The organism is Neobacillus drentensis (genome assembly GCF_036962125.1).
Lineage (GTDB): Bacteria > Bacillota > Bacilli > Bacillales > Cytobacillaceae > Neobacillus > Neobacillus drentensis_B.
In genome coordinates this window covers 42,782-63,958 of sequence record NZ_JBALOA010000041.1, presented here as the reverse complement: position 1 = coordinate 63,958, position 21,177 = coordinate 42,782, and the positions used below count along the sequence as shown (strand labels likewise).

General features: G+C 39.7%; 28 protein-coding genes. 8 read left to right on the top strand and 20 right to left on the bottom strand.

The window, feature by feature from the left end; translation table 11 throughout:
- Nucleotides 1–206 precede the first annotated feature (206 nt).
- Nucleotides 207–437: a hypothetical protein gene (locus V7121_RS23785; RefSeq protein WP_026565703.1), complete on the bottom strand. Its 231-nt coding sequence runs from the start codon at nucleotides 435–437 to the stop codon at nucleotides 207–209.
- A gap of 137 nt (nucleotides 438–574) precedes the next feature.
- On the opposite strand from V7121_RS23785, the gene pdaB reads away from it, so the two are divergent.
- Entirely contained in the window at nucleotides 575–1,327 is a 753-nt protein-coding gene (gene pdaB / locus V7121_RS23780) for a polysaccharide deacetylase family sporulation protein PdaB (RefSeq protein ID WP_335493469.1), read from the top strand.
- 23 nt (nucleotides 1,328–1,350) lie between these two features.
- Here the strand turns inward: pdaB and V7121_RS23775 are convergent, their stop codons facing one another.
- Nucleotides 1,351–2,043 (bottom strand): KinB-signaling pathway activation protein, encoded by a 693-nt coding sequence (locus tag V7121_RS23775; RefSeq protein WP_335493467.1) that lies wholly within the window; start codon nucleotides 2,041–2,043, stop codon nucleotides 1,351–1,353.
- 150 nt (nucleotides 2,044–2,193) lie between these two features.
- Between V7121_RS23775 and gerD the strand changes: the two genes are divergently transcribed.
- Nucleotides 2,194–2,784, top strand: a complete 591-nt coding sequence (gene gerD / locus V7121_RS23770) for a spore germination lipoprotein GerD (protein ID WP_335548100.1) — start codon at nucleotides 2,194–2,196, stop codon at nucleotides 2,782–2,784.
- Between the two features lie 57 nt (nucleotides 2,785–2,841).
- Here gerD and V7121_RS23765 read toward each other — a convergent pair whose 3' ends face one another.
- The 3 genes from V7121_RS23765 to V7121_RS23755 all read right to left on the bottom strand — a co-directional run bounded on the left by V7121_RS23765 (nucleotide 2,842) and on the right by V7121_RS23755 (nucleotide 5,269).
- On the bottom strand, nucleotides 2,842–3,897 hold the full coding sequence (locus tag V7121_RS23765) for an Mrp/NBP35 family ATP-binding protein (RefSeq protein ID WP_335548099.1): 1,056 nt from the start codon (nucleotides 3,895–3,897) through the stop codon (nucleotides 2,842–2,844).
- A 121-nt stretch (nucleotides 3,898–4,018) separates the two neighbouring features.
- Nucleotides 4,019–4,741: an N-acetylmuramoyl-L-alanine amidase CwlD gene (gene cwlD, locus V7121_RS23760; RefSeq protein WP_335493459.1), complete on the bottom strand. Its 723-nt coding sequence runs from the start codon at nucleotides 4,739–4,741 to the stop codon at nucleotides 4,019–4,021.
- Nucleotides 4,742–4,825: 84 nt separating this feature from the next.
- Nucleotides 4,826–5,269 carry a YbaK family protein gene (locus V7121_RS23755; RefSeq protein WP_335493456.1) on the bottom strand — a complete coding sequence of 148 codons (444 nt, stop codon included), beginning with the start codon at nucleotides 5,267–5,269 and terminating at the stop codon, nucleotides 4,826–4,828.
- A gap of 181 nt (nucleotides 5,270–5,450) precedes the next feature.
- Between V7121_RS23755 and V7121_RS23750 the strand changes: the two genes are divergently transcribed.
- From V7121_RS23750 to V7121_RS23725, 6 genes are all read left to right on the top strand, one after another.
- Complete coding sequence (locus V7121_RS23750) at nucleotides 5,451–6,371, top strand: NERD domain-containing protein (protein ID WP_335548097.1); 921 nt, start codon at nucleotides 5,451–5,453, stop codon at nucleotides 6,369–6,371.
- 552 nt (nucleotides 6,372–6,923) lie between these two features.
- On the top strand, nucleotides 6,924–7,640 hold the full coding sequence (locus V7121_RS23745) for an SDR family NAD(P)-dependent oxidoreductase (RefSeq protein WP_335548095.1): 717 nt from the start codon (nucleotides 6,924–6,926) through the stop codon (nucleotides 7,638–7,640).
- On the top strand, nucleotides 7,640–8,668 hold the full coding sequence (locus tag V7121_RS23740; RefSeq protein WP_335548093.1) for an S-adenosylmethionine:tRNA ribosyltransferase-isomerase: 1,029 nt from the start codon (nucleotides 7,640–7,642) through the stop codon (nucleotides 8,666–8,668). Before V7121_RS23745 ends, V7121_RS23740 begins: the two co-directional genes overlap by 1 nt.
- A gap of 17 nt (nucleotides 8,669–8,685) precedes the next feature.
- On the top strand, nucleotides 8,686–9,036 hold the full coding sequence (locus V7121_RS23735; RefSeq protein WP_335493446.1) for a VOC family protein: 351 nt from the start codon (nucleotides 8,686–8,688) through the stop codon (nucleotides 9,034–9,036).
- A gap of 82 nt (nucleotides 9,037–9,118) precedes the next feature.
- Complete coding sequence (locus V7121_RS23730; RefSeq protein ID WP_335493443.1) at nucleotides 9,119–10,231, top strand: GAF domain-containing sensor histidine kinase; 1,113 nt, start codon at nucleotides 9,119–9,121, stop codon at nucleotides 10,229–10,231.
- A 14-nt stretch (nucleotides 10,232–10,245) separates the two neighbouring features.
- Nucleotides 10,246–10,887, top strand: coding sequence for a response regulator transcription factor (locus tag V7121_RS23725; protein WP_335548091.1), 642 nt, complete (start codon nucleotides 10,246–10,248; stop codon nucleotides 10,885–10,887).
- Nucleotides 10,888–10,985: 98 nt separating this feature from the next.
- On the opposite strand, the gene rpsI is transcribed toward V7121_RS23725, so the two are convergent.
- The 15 genes from rpsI to rplO all read right to left on the bottom strand — a co-directional run bounded on the left by rpsI (nucleotide 10,986) and on the right by rplO (nucleotide 21,158).
- The gene (rpsI, locus tag V7121_RS23720; RefSeq protein WP_026565721.1) at nucleotides 10,986–11,378 is read right to left on the bottom strand and encodes a 30S ribosomal protein S9; all 393 of its coding nucleotides are present in this window, start codon (nucleotides 11,376–11,378) and stop codon (nucleotides 10,986–10,988) included.
- 20 nt (nucleotides 11,379–11,398) lie between these two features.
- Complete coding sequence (rplM, locus tag V7121_RS23715) at nucleotides 11,399–11,836, bottom strand: 50S ribosomal protein L13 (protein ID WP_335493438.1); 438 nt, start codon at nucleotides 11,834–11,836, stop codon at nucleotides 11,399–11,401.
- A gap of 258 nt (nucleotides 11,837–12,094) precedes the next feature.
- Nucleotides 12,095–12,835, bottom strand: coding sequence for a tRNA pseudouridine(38-40) synthase TruA (gene truA / locus V7121_RS23710; protein ID WP_335493435.1), 741 nt, complete (start codon nucleotides 12,833–12,835; stop codon nucleotides 12,095–12,097).
- A 12-nt stretch (nucleotides 12,836–12,847) separates the two neighbouring features.
- Nucleotides 12,848–13,645, bottom strand: coding sequence for an energy-coupling factor transporter transmembrane component T family protein (locus tag V7121_RS23705; RefSeq protein ID WP_335493432.1), 798 nt, complete (start codon nucleotides 13,643–13,645; stop codon nucleotides 12,848–12,850).
- Nucleotides 13,642–14,511 carry an energy-coupling factor ABC transporter ATP-binding protein gene (locus V7121_RS23700; RefSeq protein WP_335493429.1) on the bottom strand — a complete coding sequence of 290 codons (870 nt, stop codon included), beginning with the start codon at nucleotides 14,509–14,511 and terminating at the stop codon, nucleotides 13,642–13,644. The genes V7121_RS23705 and V7121_RS23700 overlap by 4 nt, the downstream gene beginning before the upstream one ends.
- Nucleotides 14,487–15,326, bottom strand: coding sequence for an energy-coupling factor ABC transporter ATP-binding protein (locus V7121_RS23695; RefSeq protein WP_335493426.1), 840 nt, complete (start codon nucleotides 15,324–15,326; stop codon nucleotides 14,487–14,489). Before V7121_RS23695 ends, V7121_RS23700 begins: the two co-directional genes overlap by 25 nt.
- A 404-nt stretch (nucleotides 15,327–15,730) precedes the next feature.
- Nucleotides 15,731–16,093, bottom strand: a complete 363-nt coding sequence (gene rplQ, locus V7121_RS23690; protein WP_026565727.1) for a 50S ribosomal protein L17 — start codon at nucleotides 16,091–16,093, stop codon at nucleotides 15,731–15,733.
- Between the two features lie 54 nt (nucleotides 16,094–16,147).
- On the bottom strand, nucleotides 16,148–17,092 hold the full coding sequence (locus V7121_RS23685) for a DNA-directed RNA polymerase subunit alpha (protein ID WP_335493422.1): 945 nt from the start codon (nucleotides 17,090–17,092) through the stop codon (nucleotides 16,148–16,150).
- A gap of 176 nt (nucleotides 17,093–17,268) precedes the next feature.
- Nucleotides 17,269–17,658, bottom strand: a complete 390-nt coding sequence (gene rpsK, locus V7121_RS23680; protein WP_024027886.1) for a 30S ribosomal protein S11 — start codon at nucleotides 17,656–17,658, stop codon at nucleotides 17,269–17,271.
- A gap of 21 nt (nucleotides 17,659–17,679) precedes the next feature.
- Nucleotides 17,680–18,045: a 30S ribosomal protein S13 gene (rpsM, locus tag V7121_RS23675; RefSeq protein WP_026565543.1), complete on the bottom strand. Its 366-nt coding sequence runs from the start codon at nucleotides 18,043–18,045 to the stop codon at nucleotides 17,680–17,682.
- Nucleotides 18,046–18,066: 21 nt separating this feature from the next.
- On the bottom strand, nucleotides 18,067–18,180 hold the full coding sequence (rpmJ, locus tag V7121_RS23670) for a 50S ribosomal protein L36 (protein ID WP_000868344.1): 114 nt from the start codon (nucleotides 18,178–18,180) through the stop codon (nucleotides 18,067–18,069).
- A 38-nt stretch (nucleotides 18,181–18,218) separates the two neighbouring features.
- The gene (infA, locus tag V7121_RS23665) at nucleotides 18,219–18,437 is read right to left on the bottom strand and encodes a translation initiation factor IF-1 (protein ID WP_007085268.1); all 219 of its coding nucleotides are present in this window, start codon (nucleotides 18,435–18,437) and stop codon (nucleotides 18,219–18,221) included.
- 278 nt (nucleotides 18,438–18,715) lie between these two features.
- Nucleotides 18,716–19,366 (bottom strand): adenylate kinase, encoded by a 651-nt coding sequence (locus V7121_RS23660; protein ID WP_335493420.1) that lies wholly within the window; start codon nucleotides 19,364–19,366, stop codon nucleotides 18,716–18,718.
- 56 nt (nucleotides 19,367–19,422) lie between these two features.
- Nucleotides 19,423–20,718 carry a preprotein translocase subunit SecY gene (secY, locus tag V7121_RS23655; RefSeq protein WP_335493417.1) on the bottom strand — a complete coding sequence of 432 codons (1,296 nt, stop codon included), beginning with the start codon at nucleotides 20,716–20,718 and terminating at the stop codon, nucleotides 19,423–19,425.
- Complete coding sequence (gene rplO / locus V7121_RS23650; RefSeq protein ID WP_335493414.1) at nucleotides 20,718–21,158, bottom strand: 50S ribosomal protein L15; 441 nt, start codon at nucleotides 21,156–21,158, stop codon at nucleotides 20,718–20,720. Before rplO ends, secY begins: the two co-directional genes overlap by 1 nt.
- Between the last annotated feature and the right edge of the window lie 19 nt (nucleotides 21,159–21,177).

Here is a 21,177-nt window from a genome sequence, read left to right as displayed (position 1 = left end):
TATTGTTTGTTTGCACGATCTTGTTTGTTTAGTTTTCAAAGAACAATTTACCTCATCGCCCAAAAGCGACTTTATTAATATATCATCCGCAAAACACATTGTCAACAACTTTTTTAAATTGTTTTTATGTCAGCAGCGACGTTTATTACTTTACCAAGATACCTAGTAATTGTCAACGAATCTTTCAAAAAAAATTGAAGTTTTTCTTATCCCTTCTTTCGATCCTTTTTTCCTCTTCTCATATACTTTAAACAATCATGAGGAGAAGCCACTCTTCTAAAGAGTGTAAACAACACTTTATATCTCTCTTCCATTGCTCTTTTAACTATATGATCAATCCTGTCATCTCTTAAATCAAATAGGATTTCATCCATTTCTCTTTTAATAAGGTATTCCATTTCTTTTACTTCTTTATCGTTAATGAGAAGTCCAAACATTGAATAACCTCCAGCGAAATATCTAGTTATAGTAGTCTTTTCCAATTATTGAAATTTTATAATAGGTTTTTCTAATCATATTCTTTAAAAAAACTGCATAGGTTGAGACATGGACAGTATTGGACGAGGTGGGGACGATGAAATTCTTTTTTGTATTTAATGGGAAGTCTTTGAAGAATCTATCACTTATTTTAATTGCTGCATTTTTTACAGCTTGGTTTCTCTACATAGAGAACCTTACACAAATTCCTGTCTTCTCAACGAAAGATGGTCCAAAGGCCGTTTATAGAGGGGAAAAAGATCTCGCTCTTACTTTTAACATCGGTTGGGGTGACGAAAAAGCAGAGCCTATTTTAGATACTTTAAATAGGGAAAATGTAAAGGCAGCTACATTCTTTCTAGCAGGATCGTGGGCAGAGAGACACCCGGATCTCGTTAGTCGCATCGTAAAAGATGGCTATGAAATTGGAATTCTTGGTTATGAGTACAAAGACTATCGCGACTTAGAAGATGTAAAAATCGGCCAAGATATTGCAAAGGCACAAGAAGCCTTCAGGAAACTAAATGTGAAAAATATTAAGCTGCTCCGTGCTCCTACCGGACATTTTGATGAACGCACCTTAAAAATTGCTAAGAGATATGGATACACTGTCGTTCATTGGAGTGTGGATTCAAAGGATTGGAAAAACCCAGGTATTACTGCTATTGTAAAAAATACAGCTAAAGCAAACAAAGGTGATATTGTTCTCCTACATGCTTCCGACGCAGCAAAACAAACAGCACAAGCACTGCCGATAATTGTAAAAAACATTCATCAAAGAGGAATTAAACTAGTTTCTGTATCAGAAATGATTGCCAATGGTGAAGCAAGTTCTAGAGAAATAAGATAAAATAACATTGAAAAACCGTCCACTTAAATGGACGGTTTTTTGGTCTTTTTCACGTTTGATGCTTGATTACCTTTTCTTTTATCAGTAGATTGTTTAGCTCTATTTTGTCTTTCTTGCTCAGATTGCATATTTAATTTATGGAGAATTAATAATTGGTAGGCATTACATGCCAGTAAGGCAAACATCATAAGGTAAAACCAGCTGTGCTCATTTACACGAAGTACAGGTACCCATTCAACTAAAGTAACCACAATCATAAAGAACACGGCAGGAATAAATGCATCCTGACTGGTCTGTTTCGTTTTATACCAGGCTACTATTAAACCAATAGCTAACAAAAGGATAGCTGGGCCAAAGTAAGGCAGAACAGAATCGCCAGAGCCCGCAAAATTTTCATAACGCAGATAAACTAAATCAAATAAACCAAAAAGAATAAGGACAATTTGAACGGCATTCCACAGAGAAACTGATTTAAAGATTCCTAGTCCAAAACGATGAACCGTTAAGTATGCAAAAAAGCCCATTTGGCTGATAACACTAAACAAAAAGCCCATAACAATTAACCAAACCAATGTGGATAAAATGTCTAGGAGTTTAAATTCAGTAAAATAGGGCTGAAACTCATTCCAGCGAACAATAAAGCCCACAATAGCCGTCGTGAGACCGCCTACTAATAATGTATTTATAAATAGTTTTACCCAATTACGGCTTGTCACACTATAAACCTCCATACTACAAAAATAAACAACATAATGATTGTACCAAGCCAAATTTGAAAAATCCATAATTTATAATTCCTTACGCATAATCTTTCTATCGTTACTACATGCTAAACTTAAGGATTTTTATGTGAAAGGGGCTTATCAATGAAAGCAAAAGGCATGTTGCTCCTCCTACCCATCATGGTGTTCCTAACGAGCTGTTCATCGAATGACGCCAGCAGTGGTGGACAGGTTGATTACGAGGCAACGAAGAAAATGGTTGTTGATATTCTCAAAACAGATGATGGTAAGAAGGCAATTCAAGATGTGATGTCTAGTGATAGCATGAAAGAAAAGCTTGTAATGGACCAGAAAGTCGTATCTGATACCATTCAGCAGACATTAACTTCAGATAAAGCAAAAGAATACTGGAAAGAAACGTTTAGTGATCCCAAATTCGCCCAAAATGTTTCCAAAAATTTAAAATCTGAAAATAAAAAGCTGCTCAAGGAATTAATGAATGACCCTGAATATAGAGGGATGATGATTGAAGTTTTTAAAGAGCCTGAAATCCAAAAAGCTATGACCGATGCCCTAAAAAGCAAAGAGTACCGTACACATCTCCAAAAAGTGATTACAGAAACTGTTGATAGTCCTTTATTTAAAGCAAAAATACAAGAACTACTTCTAAAGGCTGCTGAAGAAGCCAACAGCAAAGCTGCTGGAAAGAGCTCTGATCAAGGCACCGGCAAATAGCCATAGCTGCATTTAAAAAACAAAGCCTTTTCCTCATAGCGGAAAAGGCTTTGTTTTTTATTTTTTAAGTAGACCAGTCACTTTTTCAGCTATTTCTAAATAAATTTTTCCAGTCTGATGATCTTCTTGATAAATGGATGGCGCAAAATCCTCTTCGTTCCAATCAGGCTGATTCAATGGCAGACGACCAAGGACCTCCGTATTTAATTCCTCAGCTAATTTATCACCGCCGCCTTGCCCAAATACGTATTCCTTTTCACCAGTTAGTTTACTTTCAAAATAAGCCATGTTTTCAATGACACCAAGCACTTCATGGTCTGTTTTTAGAGCCATCGCACCAGCACGAGCTGCAACAAAAGCAGCAGTTGGGTGTGGAGTAGTAACAATAATTTCTTTACAAGCCGGAAGCATCGTATGAACGTCTAATGCGACATCCCCTGTTCCTGGAGGCAAGTCCAAAAGTAAATACTCAATATCGCCCCATTCGACTTCACTAAAGAAACTGTTTAACATTTTTCCTAACATTGGGCCACGCCAAATAATTGGTGAGTTGTCCTCAACAAAGAAGCCCATTGAAATCACTTGAACGCCAAAACGCTCGACCGGGATGATTTTTTCTCCTCTAACCACAGGTCTTTGTGTAATCCCCATCATGTCCGGCACACTAAAGCCGTAAATATCCGCATCAATTAGTCCTACCTTTTTGCCTAAACGGGCAAGTGCCACCGCAAGGTTAACTGACACAGTTGATTTACCTACACCGCCTTTTCCACTGGCAATTGCAATGAAGGTAGTGTTATTTGAGTTAAGTAAGTTATTATCATTATTTTCTGGCTCTGCATGACGATGTGCCGCTAATACTTCTTCAGGAAGTTCACTAAAACGGATTCCCACTGTTGCCGCTCCAGCCTCTTTTAATAAGTTGACAATTTGTGTTTGTAATTGAAGTTGTTCTGACGTACCTGTTTTTGCAATGGCTACCTTTACGCTGACATGGTTCTTCTCTTCTTTTACCTTTATTTCGACAATAGCATTTAATTCAGCTAATGTTTTATGTAAAAATGGCTCTTTAAGACTACCTAAGACCTCATGAACTCTTTCTTCTGTTAACATAAAAGATGCACCTCACCATTTGAATTCGTTTCCATCTCTCAGTATATCATAACCTAGTTCAGAAACAGTTAAATGAATCACACGTATTTTTGCAAAAAAAGAGAAGGTGTTTTTCACCTTCCTACTCTGGTTCTACCAATTCTTTTTCTTTTGTATAATAACGAGTTATCCCCTGGTAAATTGATGCTGCAATTTTTTCCTGGTAAGCATCCTTTTTTAAGTTTTCTTTTTCTGCTGGATTGGATAAAAAGCCCACCTCAACTAAAATGCCGGGCTTCTTTGCATGTTTTAAAATATAGACATTATTAATCGGCTTGGCGCGACGATTAGTGTTCTCTAAATTCCTTCGAAGCTCTTCTTGAACAAATTTTGCCGCCTTAGCATTTTCTTTAAAATGCGGGGCATAAAAGGTTTGGGCCCCGCTCCACCGTGATGAAGGAATCGCATTAAGATGAATGCTGATAAAAAAATCATTATCACCATCATTAATCATCTTTAATCTATTTTTTAAATCTTCAACTTTTCTTCGACTGTACCCCCGAGTATCGGATGCCGCTAAATCGGTATCTTTTTCTCTGGTCATAATAACAAGGGCCCCCTGCATTTGCAGATAATCTCTCACCTTGTTGGTAATCTTTAAGGCAATGTCCTTTTCCAAAGTTTGACCCGTTCCAGCTCCGCCATCTGGACCACCATGGCCAGGATCAAGTAAGATGATTTTTCCCGACAATGGAAGATTCCACGCATTCAATGAGTCATCTTCAGAAAAATCGTACTGTAAAACGAAAAATAAGACAAATAACCCCACAATAAAACTAATTATTTTCAGTCTTCGCTTTGACACCCCAATCATTCCTTCCCGCTCGTCCCTATTCTTTAAACTATATGGGACAAAGGAGGGATTTAGAACAGGAAGAAATGACGGGTATTAATGGAGACGAAGCTTGTGGCGCCTTTGCCCTTTTTCAAATCCTTCTCTCCACCAGATATGGATGTATTGCTCACACAAATAGTAAAGAGATTCACTCATGCTCCCCTCTTCACCGCTTCCCCAATAAAGGAAAAAATTATATAACGTATCAATTAGGTGTTTTTCTTCTCGATAACAGCGTTTACGGACATCCTCAAGATTTTCTCCATGATATCCAAACTTGCTATATTTTGCTCCCAATAGGAATGATTCAAGGGCGATGTCATAGCATGCCTCTTCTATGCCTGAATTCATAATTAGACTTGAGGCCATCTTTGTCGAGCCAAAGTATTGCTGAACTCGTTCTTTTAATGTATTAATCGATAACTCCCGAAGGACGGAACGCTCATATTTAATTTGTTTTTCTCGTTTCTTCTCTTTAAAGGTTGTAATTACTGTCACTACTTTTCACCTCTTAGAACTATTCTTTAACTTGTGTTCAGAAGTAATTCAAAGTTGGGATTGAATTAAGTTGCCAATTTTTATCCGATAGTTCGTTGTTAACAAAGAAGTCAAACTTTTTACAAGGAATTTTTTGTAAAATTAGGATGGAGTGTTCTTTTTATAAGAAAGGATGTGGCGTATGCCGACTTATAAACAACGTACGAAGTCAAAAGAATTAAGAGTTTTTAGATCATTAAACGCAAGAATGGAGTTATCTTCAGAAGATAAAAAACGTTATTTGTATCTTGAAAAGGGTTACCAGGGAGAGGTACTCTTTGACCAACTAACTTCAAAGCTGACCAATGATTTATACATTTTAAATGATTTGTGCATCGAAACAAGTAGCTCGACTCTTCAAATCGATACATTAATCATTGCGCAGCACACGGTTTTCCCGTATGAAATAAAAAACCAGGAAGGAGATTATAGATATGAATCAGGAAATTTCTATCCAAAATTGTCGAAGGATGAAATAAAAAACCCATTGCATCAATTAAATCGCTCTAAATCACTCCTCCGTATTTTACTAAAAGATCTTGGCTTTGTTTTACCTATTGAGGGTAATGTTACCTTTGTAAACCCCAATTTCACTCTATATCAAGCCCCACTAAACGAGCCCATCATCCTTCCCACGCAGCTAAATAGCCTCATGAAAAAATTAAATGAACTCCCGTCAAAACTGACGAACCGCCACAAATTGCTGGCTGACCAACTAATTTCATTGCATCAAACTGACTCTCCTCATAGCCGTTTTCCTCCCTACAGCTTTGATAAATTGCAGAAGGGGTACTTCTGCGAAAAATGTGACTCCCTCATACTCTCTGTTGATGACCCGAGGAAGATTGTATGTAATACCTGTGGTCATGAGGAAACGGTTGAATCTGCAGTTTTACGAAGCGTGGAGGAGTTAGTGCTGTTGTTTCCTGGGATAAAGATTACTACCAATGTGGTTTTCGAGTGGTGTGGGGGTATTGGGTCTAAAAAGGCAATACGAAGAGTTTTATTGTTAAACTATAGGTCAATTGGGTTCAATAAGCATAGGTATTTTGAAAAAATCTAGGTTTTATTTAGTCAAATAAGTAATTATATTGTTAACACCATTCACATTGATTGTGGATTGTGATTTTTGTTTATTCTAGGGGCTCATGGCAAATGGAACTCTCTTTCATTTACCCGTGAGACCCTTTTTCCCTTCTCCCGGTNNCTTCTCCCGGTAAATGAGACCCCTCCTCTTTTACCCATGAGACTCTTTTCTCCTCTTCCCGGTAAATGAGAACCCTCCTCTTTTACCCGTGAGGCCCTTTTTTCCTCCTCCCGGTAAATGAGACTCCTCCTCTTTTACCCGTGAGGCACTTTTCCCCTTCCCCGGGTAAATGAGACTCCTCTTCTTTTACCTGTGAGACCCTTTTTCCCTCTTCCCGGTAAATGAGAGCCCTCCTCTTTTACCCGTCAGCCTCTTTTTCCCTTCACCCGGTAAATGTGACATCACCATCAGTGCACTACATCCTTCCTCATCCTAAAGTTGTAGAAAAACTTCAAGCTTTTTTCTGAGGGAGGAATTTCCAGATGCCTGTATGCTTAAGTCATCAAGATACAAAGGGGAGAGATAGATATGAATAATAAAGTTGTGATGATTACTGGGGCCTCAAAAGGTTTGGGCAGAGCATTGACATTAGCTTTTGCAGATGAAGGGGCTAAGTTGGCCATCTGCGCCAGATCCCAAGAAAAACTTCTAATGGTGAAGGATGAGGCTCAACAATTCGGTGCTGAGGTCCTTGCAATTACCGCTGATATTTCCAACTCAAGAGATGTGGAACGGTTCGTAGCACTGACAGAGGAAGCATTTGGTCATATTGATGTGCTGATTAATAATGCATCTATATTAGGCCCTAGTCCCATGCCCTTACTTCTCGATTACCCTGAAGAAGATTTTGTTGAAGTATTGCGAGTGAATGCCGTATCACCATTTCTCGTCACAAGAAGAGTGATTCCAGGCATGCTTGAGCGAAATAAAGGTTCGATTATCAATGTAACTTCCGAAGCTGGTCATACGGGTTATGCCGGCTGGGGGGCCTACGGAATCTCCAAATTTGCCGTGGAAGGACTCACCCAAACATGGGCAGACGAATTAAGCGAAACTAATATTCGAGTGAACATGGTTGACCCAGGCGAAATGGACACAGCTATGCATCAGTTAGCCGTGCCCGACTGCAATTACCCTTTAGCTAAGCCAGAGGAGATTGTTGACATATTTTTATATCTAGCCTCTAGCAAGTCACAAGGTATAAGCGGTCAGCGCTTTGAGGCCCAGAAAGAGGAGGAATTGTAATGGCAACAAAAGCATTAGATTTTTACCTGCCTGATGAATTAAACGCATCCCTTCCTCCTGAAAAACGGGGCGTACGACGAGACCATGTTCGAATGATGGTTCTCGACAAAACTACAGGGGTAATAAACCATGACCATTTTTTCCAATTAGCAGATTATCTCCAGCCAGGAGATTTACTAATTGCTAATAATTCCCGGACTATCCCCGCGGTCTTACATGCTAAATGGGTCCGAAACACAAACCCCATTGAAACCACTATTGAAGTTCGCCTCGCTAGGCGCGTTCGTGAAGATCTATGGGAAGCCCTCATTGTTGCCGATCCTGTTAAACTAGGTGATCTACTTGAATTTTCACCAGACTTGTCCGCAATCGTGATTGGCGAAAAAGGAAATTCCCCTCTAAAAATAATTGAATTTACGAAAAATGGAACCGAATTATTTAACATGATATATGCCCTCGGTGAGCCAGTTCGTTATGAATATATCGAGAAGCCCTGGGAGCTAGACTACTATCAAACCATTTTTGCCAGTCACCCAGGTTCAGTCGAAATGCCCTCAGCAGGCAGAGCGTTTAGTTGGGAGTTAATCTTCAAATTAAATAAATTAGGGATTGAGTTAGATTTTATCCAGCTTCATACAGGATTAAGTTACTTGCTTGATGACGGCTATTTACAAACACCCGAAGACAATGTTGAGGAGTATCAGGTTTCTGAGCGAACCATGGAACGGATTCATCGGACAAAAACCGCAGGCAACCGAGTCATTGCGGTTGGTACCACGGTGGTTCGAGCTCTTGAGAGTGCAGCTAGAAATGGAGTCCTAGCAGGAACCACCAATCTCTATATCGATTCACACTTCCCTTTAAAAATTGCTGATGGAATCATTACGGGGCTTCATGAACCACAAGCGAGCCATCTTGACATGCTTTCAGCGTTCGTATCTGAGCAGCATTTATTCCAAGCATATAATCAGGCGGTCGATGCTCGTTATTTATGGCATGAGTTTGGAGATATGAATCTAATTTTATAACCTGAGGAGGCAGTAATATGCGGTTCCATCATTTTGGCCTCGAAGTAACAAATCTCGAGGACTCCGTCTCATTTTATAAAAAGTATTTAGGATTTCAGGAAGAGTGCCGATTCTTTTTCTTGGAGGATGAGATTGTATTTCTAACATCAGGGGACTTTAGGATCGAGCTTATTTCAACCCAATCGGAAGAAAAACATGCCCATTTATGCTTTGAAGTAACTAATCTCACTGAAATAATTGACCGTTTGGGTGCCGATCGAATAGCCGAAGGGCCTTATACGCTGCAAAACGGGTGGGAGACAATTTTTTATGAAGGGCCTACGAAAAAAGACATCATTGAGTTTTTGCAGATAAAGCCTGTTATATGAGCTCATAAGGCAGCTTTTTAAAGGAAGCCTTTCACCTAATAAGCTATAATAGCAGTAAATGCTGGCAGTGGAGGAGAGTAGAATGACTGAAGAGAATAAAGACATTGGCATCTTAAAAGAAATTGCCGAACTTTTAAATGAAGGAACCGATACAAACGCGGTATTGTCTGGCGTGTTAAAAAGACTCCTTCAGGTTACCGGACTACAAGCGGGCTGGATCTTTCTAATAGATGAACATGGTAACCATCAACTCGCAGCCGACGAATCTCTCCCACCTGCATTGGCAGCAAATCAAAATCAAAGGATGTGCCATGGGGGCTGTTGGTGTGTCAATAAATACAACACTAAGAAACTAACTAAAGCCACTAATATCATGGAATGTAAACGGATTGAAGAGGCTATTGAAGACTATGCTGGAGAGACTTGTGGATTGACTCATCACGCAACTGTCCCGCTCGGAGCAGGTAATGAACGATTTGGAATCTTGAATGTTGGTTCGCCATACAAGACACATTTTAAAAAAGATGAACTCGCATTACTTGAGGCAGTTGCCTATCAAATAGGAACGGCGCTAAAGAGAATAAATCTGACCCAGAAGGAACAGGAGAACGCACTTGTCACTGAACGAAACCGGCTCGCAAGGGAATTGCATGATTCTGTTAATCAACTGCTATTTTCGCTCAGTTTAACAGCTAGAGCAGGAGTGGAAATGACCGAGGACCAGGAAGTGAAACAGACCTTTGGCTACATTCAAGATTTAGCCCAAGAAGCGCTTGGAGAAATGCGGGCACTAATCTGGCAGCTGAGGCCGCTCGGGCTTGAGAATGGTGTCGTCAGTGCCTTAAGAAGTTATGCCGAGATACTGGGGCTTTCCATCAAAACAAAGGTAACTGGAGCAGCGAGCATCCCTGGTACAGTTGAAGAAGCCTTGTGGCGCATCGGTCAAGAGGCATTAGCCAATTGTAAGAAGCATGCTCAGACTACTGAAGCCAACTTACTTTTCCATGCTGCTAAGGATGAAGTGGTGATGACCATCAAGGATGGTGGCTGCGGCTTCCACTACGGAGAAAATCTTGAAATCCCCTCGTTGGGATTAAAAAATATGAAATCTAGAACAGTTGCATTAAATGGTCATTTCCAATTAAGGAGCAAACCAGGAAACGGAACAAAAATAGAAATCCGGATTCCTTATTAGGGAGGAGAGGTCAAGTGAGTATACGTGTCCTAATTGTTGATGACCACCATGTTGTTAGAAGAGGTCTTGTCTTTTTTCTACGGACCCAAAAAGACCTTGAGATAATCGGAGAAGCCGCAAATGGAAAGGAAGCGATTGAATTAGCAAACGCTCTTAATCCCGATATTATTTTAATGGATTTAGTCATGCCAGGGATGGATGGAATTCAAGCAACAAAGATTATAAAGGAGCAACAGCCGGAAATAAAAATTATGATGTTAACTAGTTTTTCTGACCAAGATCATGTCATTCCTGCGCTTGAGGCAGGTGCTTCGGGGTTCCAATTAAAAGACATCCAGCCAGATGAATTAGTAACAGCGGTTAAAAAAATTATGGGCGGAGAAAACCAGCTCCATCCAAAGGCTACCTCACATTTATTAGCCAACTTGTCCAGTAAAGGAAAGAAAGAAAAGAAACTATTAGAAGAATTAACGAAAAGAGAGTTAGATGTATTAAAAGAAATTGCCAAAGGAAAAAGTAATAAGGAAATTGCCGCGTCATTATTCATTACTGAAAAAACAGTAAAAACACATGTTTCAAACCTTTTAGCTAAGCTGGAATTAGCAGACCGTACACAGGCTGCTCTCTATGCTGTTAAAAATCAGTTAGTAGACTAAAAACGGATGTTGAGTAAACCTCACATCCGTTTTTAAATTAAGCATAAAAAAAAGACCCCCAAACCAAGCTGGTTTGAGAGCCTTTGAAACGCCAAAGATTAACGTTTTGAGAACTGAGGCGCACGACGAGCACCTTTAAGACCGTATTTTTTACGTTCTTTCATACGTGGATCACGAGTTAATAATCCAGCGCGCTTTAATGTTGGACGGAATTCAGGGTCAGCTTGAAGTAACGCACGAGCAACACCATGACGGATTGCTCCAGCTTGACCTGTGTATCCACCACCGCTTACGTTTACAAGAACATCGTAGCTTCCAACTGTTTCAGTTGCTACTAATGGTTGTCTTACAACAACACGTAATGCTTCAAATGGGATATAATCTTCGATTTCACGACCATTAACAATAATTTTACCAGTGCCTGGTACTAAACGCACACGTGCGACAGAACTCTTACGGCGACCTGTACCGATATATTGAACTTGTGCCAAGTTAATTCCCTCCCTCTTTATTAACCGCGAAGTTCGTAAACTTCAGGTTGTTGTGCTTGGTGCGGATGTTCGCTGCCAGCATAGACATGTAATTTTTTGATTTGTTGACGGCCAAGAGAATTCTTTGGAAGCATACCTTTAACAGCAAGCTCGATCATTTTCTCAGCATAGTTAGTACGCATTTCTAGAGCTGTTCTTTGTTTTAAACCACCTGGGTGATTTGTGTGACGGTAGTAAATCTTGTCAGTTAATTTCTTACCAGTTAGTTCTACTTTAGAAGCGTTAAGAATGATTACATTATCACCAGTGTCAACATGTGGTGTAAAAGTTGGTTTGTTTTTACCACGTAAAATTGATGCTACTTCAGAAGCAAGACGACCAAGAGTTTTGCCCTCAGCATCAATTACGTACCATTTACGCTCGATATTGTTGGCATTTGCCATAAACGTTGTACGCATGAGTTTCCCTCCTAATTTAAATCCATAAAGATTATGAGTTTCGCACTTTTAAAGCTGTCAGTGTCCAATCTGTTCCGGGAATGAACGTCTTCGGCCCTTGTGCGCTTAGTTTCAATTCATATATTTTCAATCACGATGAAGACTTTCCGGGGCTTTATCGTGGTATTAAAAACACACACATATAATATAATAAATACTCTAGGCCCATATGTCAAGAAAATGTTACGCCAGGTTAGGTTGTATTAAAATTTTTTTAATTTAATCGTAAAATACTTCCCAGAGATACAATCCATGACTAGGGGCAGTTTTACCTGATCGCGTTCTGTCCTTATGCGCTATTATAATCGGAATGTCCTCTGGACTTCGGTCACCAGAACCTACTTCCAGTAGGGTTCCTACTAAGATCCGAACCATATTGTACAAAAAACCATTGCCAACAAAGCGAATCGTCAATAACTGATTCTCTACAGTAAAATTAATGGTTTCAATCGTACGAACTTTATCTTCCACTTCTGTTTTTGCAGCACAAAAGCTAGTGAAGTCATGGGTACCGAGGAAAAATTTACTTGCCTGTTCCATCGCCTTTAAATTTAGAGGATATGGATACTGATAGACAAAATTCCGCTGAAAAGGATCTCTTTCTGAAGATAGATGGATCAAATAGCGGTATTCCTTCCCCTTCGCGTCGAAGCGGGCATGAAATGATTCATCAACTGCCACGGCTGACCGTACATAGATATCTTCAGGAAGCAGAGAGCTCAGTGCTTTGGCCCATCTGTCTTCAGGAATATGAAGGGGAGAATCAAAGTGAATGACTTGTCCTTTTGCATGCACACCTGCATCCGTCCGCCCTGAAGCAGAGACCTTGACTGATTCACCCTTATGCATTTTTGTTAAAGCAGCTTCCAAGACAGACTGCACTGTCCGCTTATTCGGCTGGACTTGATAGCCCGAAAATCCCGACCCATCATAAGAAATAATACATTTATACCTTGGCATGGTTTCGCTCCATTATGAACGTAGTAAAAATAAAAGAATCGTTAATAGGACCAAAAGAGCCATCTGTAAGGAATCTGCATTTTTCCAAGATAATTCTCGGTATTTGGTCCTTCCTTCCCCGCCGCGATAGCCTCTTGCCTCCATCGCAATGGCTAGCTCCTCGGCCCGTTTAAATGAACTGACGAACAACGGAATGAGCAGTGGAATGACCGCTTTAATCCGTTCCTTAAACGGCCCGCTTGCAAACTCAACGCCTCTAGCAATTTGTGCCTTCATAATTTTATCCGTTTCCTGCATAAGCGTTGGAATAAACCGCAACGAAATCGACATCATTAACGCCATTTCATGTACAGGAAAACGAACCCTTTTTAAAGGATGCAGCAATGTTTCAAGCCCATCTGTAATTTCAATTGGGGTAGTCGTCAACGTCAACAACGATGTCATTAAAATTAAGAAAAAGAAGCGTAAGGAAATAAAGATCCCCTGCCTGACCCCTTCCTCGTATATCTTCACTGGCCCAAGTTGATAAAGCAGAGCCCCTTCTTTTGTAAAAAATAATTGAAGCACTAAGGTAAAGAGAACAAGCCAGATGACAGGCTTAAGTCCACCGTACAAAAAGCGGACAGGGACTCGTGATAATCCGAGCATATAAAAAGTATAAATACCAATAAGTGCATAGGTGGCCGCATTATTTGCTAGAAAAATAATACAGACAAAGAGAAAAATAATTAGTAATTTCGATCGTGGATCCATTTTATGAATCATTGAATCGGCGGGGACATAGCGTCCAAAGATCATTTTATCCATCATAAGCGGACACCTCTACTTAACTCTTTAGTCACAGCAGTAGACAGTTCCTCAATCGTTAGAAAAATTTTCTCTAGTTTAAATCCTAATTTGTCCTCAAGTTTAAGTTGAAAGCGGACCACTTCGGGAACATCAAGTCCCATTTCAACTAATTCAACGGGTGCTGAAAAGATTTCATTTGGTGTCCCTTTTTTGACGACCTTGCCTTGCTGCATAATCACAATTTGGTCCGCGTATCTCGCGGCATCTTCCATGCTATGTGTGACTAGAATTGTAGATAGATTTCTTTCCTTATGAAGGGAATAAAACATATCCATAACCTCTTTACGGCCCCTTGGGTCTAACCCTGCGGTAGGCTCGTCCAAAACAATGACATCTGGCTCCATGGCTAGAACACCAGCGATGGCCACACGCCTCATTTGACCCCCAGAGAGATCAAATGGTGATTTATCAAGGATTTCTTCCCCTAATCCTACTTGTTCTAATGCAATACGTGCCCGTTCCTTTGCTTCAGTTTCTGAAACACCAAAATTCAGCGGTCCAAAAATAATATCCTTTTCCACCGTTTCTTCAAACAATTGGTGTTCAGGAAATTGAAAAACGATGCCCACCTTTTGGCGGATTGTCTTCAAGTTTTTGTTTTTCTGTAAGGCTTTAATCTCATGATTGCCAATTGTTACTGACCCTTTTGTTGGCTGCAGAAGTGCATTTAGATGCTGCAGTACGGTGGACTTACCAGAACCGGTATGGCCAATAATCGCCATATACACACCGGATGGTATATCAATTGAAACGTCCTCAATGGCTAGTCGTTCAAAAGGAGTGTTTGCTTGATAACGATAATCTACATGTTTGAGCGAGATGTCCATAGCTCTGTCACCAACTCTTCTTCCGATAAATAGTGCCTAGATAGCTCTATACCCTTGCTCCGAAATGATTTACTCATTTTTACAGAAAAAGGAATATCCAAACCTAATTGAACCAATTGTTCATCCATGGAGAATATCTCTTCAGGAGTGCCTTCACGGAATACTTCTCCTTTATTCATCACAATAATTCGATCAGCTTTGGCTGCTTCTTCTAAGTCATGAGTAATTGAGATCACTGTCAGGGCCTTTTCTTCTTTCAATAAACGAACAGTCTCCAATACTTCTTCCCGCCCTCTTGGGTCAAGCATAGAAGTCGCTTCATCCAGAATAATAATCGAAGGTCGTAAGGCAAGTACACCAGCGATCGCCACACGTTGTTTCTGACCACCAGATAGATGGTGGGGCTCTTGATCTAGAAACTTATCCATCTTTACCCGCTTTAATGAATCCTCGACTCTTCGGACCATTTCATCTCTAGGAATGCCGTTATTTTCTAAACCAAAAGCCACATCATCCTGTACTGTCGTTCCTACAAATTGGTTATCAGGATTCTGAAAGACCATGCCAATTTTTCTGCGGACATCCCATATTGATTCTTCATCAAGCTTAATCCCACATACAAGAATTTGACCTGATTGCGGGAATTGCAGACCATTTAATAGCTTGGCCATCGTCGATTTACCTGAACCATTATGACCGACAATAGCTAGCCATTCACCCTCATAAATATCAAAAGAAACATTATTTAATGCTTTACGTTCTTGTGTCTCATATTGATAGGAAATTCCCTCCAGAGATACAATTGATTTTTTCATTAAGATATTCCTCCCCTCAGCTAAACTATTCTCTGCTCCATATTATTTATTTTTACATATAAAAAAAAGCCTGCACCTCGTCCCTACGCAGCAACGTTAGGGCTGCAAATAAAGGGCTTTCTAAAAAGAAATGGGAGGAGGTGCATGAGCTAGACGAGTCGCAATATTAATCACGCATCCAATAGATACGATAAATAAAAGTTACTAGAATCAAGAAGCATTATAGATAAAGTCCTCTGTTCCCAGAATTCCTTTTATTCGATCTCCAAAGTATTGGAGTTACGCTCATCATAACACTCTTTTGGGCTTGGTACGTACAGGATATTGAATTCTATTACAGAAAAAGGGCAAAGAACAAGTTTGTTACAAAACTGTCCAGCGCCCTTGTTGTCTGTTAAAAGTTATTAAACTAACTCGATAATAACCATTGGTGCACCGTCACCGCGGCGTGGTCCAAGTTTCATAATTCGAGTGTATCCACCTTGACGCTCAGTATAACGTGGAGCGATATCAGCGAAAAGTTTTTGTAATGCACTTGTATTGTTTTCAGCATCAGCAACTTCGTTACGTACATATGAAGCAGCTTGACGACGAGCATGTAGATCACCACGTTTACCTAAAGTGATCATTTTTTCAACAGTCACACGAATTTCTTTCGCACGAGTTTCTGTTGTTTCAATGCGCTCGTTGATAATTAAATCTGTAGTTAAATCACGTAGCATAGCTTTACGCTGTGCACTTGTGCGTCCTAACTTTCTGTATGCCATGAAGGGTTCCCTCCTTTGTTGAAGTCATAAGTCGGATATAAGCTTGTCAAAAGACTAGTCGTCTTTACGTAAGCCTAAACCAAGCTCTTCTAGTTTTGCCTTCACTTCTTCAAGTGATTTACGGCCTAAGTTACGCACTTTCATCATATCTTCTTCAGTTTTATTAGCTAATTCCTGAACAGTATTAATTCCAGCACGTTTTAAACAGTTATAAGAACGAACAGAAAGATCGAGTTCTTCAATAGTCATTTCAAGAACTTTTTCCTTTTGATCCTCTTCTTTTTCTATCATAATCTCAGCATTTTGAGCTTCATCAGTTAAACCAACGAAAATATTTAAATGCTCAGTCAAAATTTTTGAACCAAGCGCAATTGCTTCTTTAGGTCCGGTGCTTCCATCGGTCCAGACATCAATTGTCAGCTTATCAAAATTCGACATTTGTCCAACACGCGTATTTTCTACATGAAACATCACACGTGAAACAGGTGTAAAGATCGAGTCTATTGGAATGACACCGATTGGTTGGTCTTCTCTCTTGTTTTGAACAGCCGGTGTATATCCACGTCCACGTCTAGCCGTTAAACGCATGCGAAGATGACCATTTGCAGCTAATGTAGCAATATGAAGATCAGGATTTAATACTTCAACATCACTATCGTGAGTGATATTGCCAGCAAGTACAGGTCCTTCACCTTGTACATCAAATTCAAGTGTCTTCTCTTCGTCAGAGTAGATTTTAAGCGCTAATTTTTTAATGTTTAAAATGATGGATGTTACATCTTCCACGACGCCTTCAATTGTTGAGAACTCATGAAGTACCCCATCGATTTGAATCGATGTGACCGCGGCACCTGGGAGTGAAGATAATAGGATACGACGTAAGGAGTTACCCAAAGTGGTACCATATCCACGCTCAAGTGGCTCTACGATGAATTTACCGTACTTGGCATCGTCGTTGATCTCAATCGTTTCGATTTTTGGTTTTTCTATTTCGATCATCAAATAACCCTCCTTCAAAACGTCGAAACTTCAAATTAGCATGATGACTAATTGTAAGTCCCCATGTATGCGTTCCCGTTTTGTGCACAACAACTGGAATAAATCTTCTGTATGAGTGCAAAAAATTAATATCATATCCCATTATAGACATATGATACAAAATCTATACAGAAAAATTAAACACGACGACGTTTTGGTGGACGGCATCCATTATGAGGAACAGGTGTAACGTCTTTGATTGCTGTTACTTCAAGACCAGCAGCTTGAAGAGCACGGATTGCAGCTTCACGGCCTGCACCAGGTCCTTTAACAGTAACTTCCAAAGTTTTCATACCATGTTCAATAGATGTCTTAGCTGCAGTTTCAGCCGCCATTTGTGCAGCAAATGGTGTAGATTTACGTGAACCTCTAAATCCAAGCGCACCAGCACTTGACCATGAAATTGCATTACCATGTACATCAGTAATAGTTACAATCGTGTTATTAAAAGTTGAACGGATATGAGCAATACCTGATTCAATATTCTTTTTAACACGACGTTTACGTGTATTAGTTTTACGTGCCATTTAAATTACCTCCTTTGCCGATTACTTCTTCTTGTTCGCTACAGTCTTACGAGGACCTTTGCGTGTACGAGCGTTGTTTTTCGTATTTTGTCCACGAACCGGTAAACCACGACGATGACGTAATCCGCGGTAGCAGCCGATTTCCATTAAACGCTTAATGTTAAGAGAAATTTCACGGCGAAGGTCACCTTCAACTTTTAACTTGTCGATGATGTCACGGATTTTGTTTAATTCGTCTTCAGTTAAATCACGTACACGTGTATCTTCAGAAACACCAGCTTCTGCTAATACTTTTTGTGCAGTGTTTTTACCAATACCATAAATGTAAGTTAAAGATATAACTACACGTTTTTCACGTGGAATATCTACACCAGCAATACGTGCCATAATGAGCGCACCTCCTTAAAATTAACCTTGTTTTTGTTTATGTTTAGGGTTTTCACAGATAACCATAACTTTTCCGCGTCTACGGATAACTTTACATTTTTCGCAGATCGGTTTAACAGATGGTCTTACTTTCATTATTATCCTAACCTCCTTAGTAGTACGGAGTGCAAGCATTATTTAAAGCGGTAAGTAATTCTTCCGCGTGTTAAGTCATATGGAGAAAGCTCAACAGTCACTTTGTCACCCGGAAGGATCCGAATGAAATGCATTCGTATTTTACCAGAAACATGCGCCAGCACGGTATGACCGTTTTCTAATTCTACCTTAAACATTGCATTCGGCAATGTTTCAATGACTTTACCTTCAATTTCAATTACATCATCTTTGGCCATCGATCTCGTCTCCCTTCTCTATTCAAAATAGTGTTTACAACAAAATCCAACTTTTCTAGTTCGTACTCAAATAGCAACCTTATAATTCTAACATATTGTTCTGCTTCTGTCCGCAAGTAAATTCTACATAATTAGGAATTATCAATTCCACATGTAAGTCTTGCCCAACTCTCGGTCCTACATACTCCGTACAACAGAAAAGCCATTTGCTTTCACACACTTTTGAATCTTAGTGAAGAGATGGTCGAGAGTCGCTCGTACGGATTTACTTATGGTCATTAATGCAATTCCCCAAGTAAATGCTCGATATCAGCAAATACATCGTTAATATCCTGCTGACCATCAAGTGTACGAAGATAACCTTTAGTTTCATAAAAAGTTAATAATGGTTCTTGTTGTTTGATATTTACGTCTAGGCGATTTTGAACCGTTTCAGCATTATCATCTGCTCTTTGGTATAACTCTCCGCCGCAGCGATCGCATACACCCTCTTGTTTAGGAGGATTAAATACTAAATGATAAGTAGAACCGCATTCTTTACAGATTCGACGTCCAGTCAAACGTTCCATTAATAATTCTTTATCCACATTAATATTAATTACATAGTCGATCTTTTTATTTAAATCAACTAATAGTTTTTCCAACGCTTCTGCTTGAGGTACAGTTCTAGGAAAGCCATCTAAAAGGAAACCTTTTAGACAATCTTCCTTGCTTAATCGTTCACGAACAATGCCGATTGTTACTTCATCAGGAACAAGCTCACCTTTATCCATGAATGATTTCGCTTGTAATCCTAGTTCCGTTCCTTCTTTCATCGCTGCACGGAACATATCTCCAGTCGAGATATGAGGGATGCCGTATTGCTCGACGATTCTTTCAGCTTGAGTGCCTTTACCAGCACCTGGAAGCCCCATTAATACTAAATTCACACGTGTTCCCCCCTCGTGCTTTAAATGGGTTTTAGGGAGCATTGGCCCCTAAAACCTTATTTAATAAAACCTTTATAATGACGTTTAACTAATTGTGCTTCAAGTTGTTTCATCGTATCAAGTGCAACACCGACTACGATAAGCAAACTTGTTCCTCCAATTTGAGCTGATTGCGGAAGGTTCGCTATTTTAATAAATAACATTGGCAGTACCGCAATAACAGCAAGGAAGATCGCTCCAACAAAGGTTAAACGATATAAGACGCGTGTTAAGTATTCTTGCGTACTCTTTCCCGGACGAATCCCTGGAATATAGCCGCTTTGCTTTTGTAAGTTTTCCGCTGCTTGTTCAGGGTTAACTTGAATAAAGGCATAAAAATAAGTAAACGCGATAATTAATGCAGCATATAACGTCATCCCGATTGGATGAGAATAATCAAATACTTTGGTAATCCAAAGTGTTACATCATTTGTAGGAAAGAATGAAGCAACCGTTCTTGGTGTTACAATAAATGAAACAGCGAAGATCACCGGAATAACACCCGCAGCATTAACCTTTAAAGGCATATGCGTGGATTGTCCTCCAACAGGATTACGTCCTGCAACGACACGTTTCGCGTATTGAATAGGTATCTTACGATTAGCTTGTTGAATAAAGATAACTCCAACCACAATAGCAATAATAGCAAGTACGATTAGAATTACTGTGACAATACGTAAGAATAATGCATCTCCTGCATTCTCAAACTGCTGAACGTAGATTTGATTAACAGTTGATGGCATTCCAGCCACGATCCCGGCAAAGATGATAATTGAAATTCCATTACCAACACCTTTTTCCGTAATCTGTTCCCCTAACCACATTAAAAACGATGTACCAGCTGTTAAGACAACCGCAATTAGCAGATACGTAGGAATTCCTGGATTTTGAATCAATTGACCACTAGCTAAATTATTAAAACCATAGGACATACCTAAAGCTTGAATAAAAGCGAGTACAACTGTGAAATATCGAGTAAATTGAGCTATCTTACGACGCCCAGATTCCCCTTGCTTTGACCATTCCGTAAATTTCGGAACAACATCCATTTGTAGGAGTTGGATAATAATCGAAGCAGTGATATATGGCATGATACCCATTGCAAAGATGGAGAATTGTTTTAATGCTCCACCGCCAAAAGTATTCAAAATACCGAAAACACTTAGTTTATCTTGGTTTGCAAGTACATCTGCATTAACGTTTGGTACAGGGATAAATGTACCTAATCGAAATACGATTAACATTAAAAGGGTGAATATGATCTTACGTCTTATCTCACCCACGCGCATAAAATTGGAGATTGTCTGGAACATTAGATCACCTCAGTGTTTCCACCAGCAGCTTCGATCGCTTCCTTAGCAGCAGAGGAGAATTTGTGAGCTTTAACAGTCAACTTTTTCTCTAGTGTCCCTTTAGCAAGAATCTTGATTCCTGCTTTTTCGTTACTTACCACACCTGTTTCGATAAGAAGTTCTGGAGTAACTTCTGTACCTTCAACAAAGCGGTTTAATGCTTCAAGATTTACAACTGCATATTCCTTACGGGCAAAGTTTGTAAATCCACGTTTTGGTAAACGACGGTATAAAGGTGTTTGACCACCTTCAAATCCTAGACGAACACCACCGCCTGAACGAGCATTTTGACCTTTATGACCTTTACCGGCAGTTTTACCTTGACCAGATCCGATACCACGGCCTAAACGCTTGCGCTCTTTACGAGAACCTTCAGCAGGTTTTAATTCATGAAGTTTCATATTGGCACCTCCTTATGAA

What these genes read in the sequence shown, in the direction of transcription:
- V7121_RS23785 (WP_026565703.1), bottom strand. Translation starts at nt 437, where the DNA reads ATGTTTGGACTTCTCATTAACGATAAAGAAGTAAAAGAAATGGAATAC.
- pdaB (WP_335493469.1), top strand. Translation starts at nt 575, where the DNA reads ATGAAATTCTTTTTTGTATTTAATGGGAAGTCTTTGAAGAATCTATCA.
- gerD (WP_335548100.1), top strand. Translation starts at nt 2,194, where the DNA reads ATGAAAGCAAAAGGCATGTTGCTCCTCCTACCCATCATGGTGTTCCTA.
- V7121_RS23765 (WP_335548099.1), bottom strand. Translation starts at nt 3,897, where the DNA reads ATGTTAACAGAAGAAAGAGTTCATGAGGTCTTAGGTAGTCTTAAAGAG.
- V7121_RS23750 (WP_335548097.1), top strand. Translation starts at nt 5,451, where the DNA reads ATGCCGACTTATAAACAACGTACGAAGTCAAAAGAATTAAGAGTTTTT.
- V7121_RS23745 (WP_335548095.1), top strand. Translation starts at nt 6,924, where the DNA reads ATGAATAATAAAGTTGTGATGATTACTGGGGCCTCAAAAGGTTTGGGC.
- V7121_RS23740 (WP_335548093.1), top strand. Translation starts at nt 7,640, where the DNA reads ATGGCAACAAAAGCATTAGATTTTTACCTGCCTGATGAATTAAACGCA.
- V7121_RS23735 (WP_335493446.1), top strand. Translation starts at nt 8,686, where the DNA reads ATGCGGTTCCATCATTTTGGCCTCGAAGTAACAAATCTCGAGGACTCC.
- V7121_RS23730 (WP_335493443.1), top strand. Translation starts at nt 9,119, where the DNA reads ATGACTGAAGAGAATAAAGACATTGGCATCTTAAAAGAAATTGCCGAA.
- rplM (WP_335493438.1), bottom strand. Translation starts at nt 11,836, where the DNA reads ATGCGTACAACGTTTATGGCAAATGCCAACAATATCGAGCGTAAATGG.
- truA (WP_335493435.1), bottom strand. Translation starts at nt 12,835, where the DNA reads ATGCCAAGGTATAAATGTATTATTTCTTATGATGGGTCGGGATTTTCG.
- V7121_RS23705 (WP_335493432.1), bottom strand. Translation starts at nt 13,645, where the DNA reads ATGATGGATAAAATGATCTTTGGACGCTATGTCCCCGCCGATTCAATG.
- V7121_RS23700 (WP_335493429.1), bottom strand. Translation starts at nt 14,511, where the DNA reads ATGGACATCTCGCTCAAACATGTAGATTATCGTTATCAAGCAAACACT.
- V7121_RS23695 (WP_335493426.1), bottom strand. Translation starts at nt 15,326, where the DNA reads ATGAAAAAATCAATTGTATCTCTGGAGGGAATTTCCTATCAATATGAG.
- rplQ (WP_026565727.1), bottom strand. Translation starts at nt 16,093, where the DNA reads ATGGCATACAGAAAGTTAGGACGCACAAGTGCACAGCGTAAAGCTATG.
- V7121_RS23685 (WP_335493422.1), bottom strand. Translation starts at nt 17,092, where the DNA reads ATGATCGAAATAGAAAAACCAAAAATCGAAACGATTGAGATCAACGAC.
- rpsK (WP_024027886.1), bottom strand. Translation starts at nt 17,658, where the DNA reads ATGGCACGTAAAACTAATACACGTAAACGTCGTGTTAAAAAGAATATT.
- rpsM (WP_026565543.1), bottom strand. Translation starts at nt 18,045, where the DNA reads ATGGCACGTATTGCTGGTGTAGATATTCCACGTGAAAAACGTGTAGTT.
- rpmJ (WP_000868344.1), bottom strand. Translation starts at nt 18,180, where the DNA reads ATGAAAGTAAGACCATCTGTTAAACCGATCTGCGAAAAATGTAAAGTT.
- infA (WP_007085268.1), bottom strand. Translation starts at nt 18,437, where the DNA reads ATGGCCAAAGATGATGTAATTGAAATTGAAGGTAAAGTCATTGAAACA.
- secY (WP_335493417.1), bottom strand. Translation starts at nt 20,718, where the DNA reads ATGTTCCAGACAATCTCCAATTTTATGCGCGTGGGTGAGATAAGACGT.
- rplO (WP_335493414.1), bottom strand. Translation starts at nt 21,158, where the DNA reads ATGAAACTTCATGAATTAAAACCTGCTGAAGGTTCTCGTAAAGAGCGC.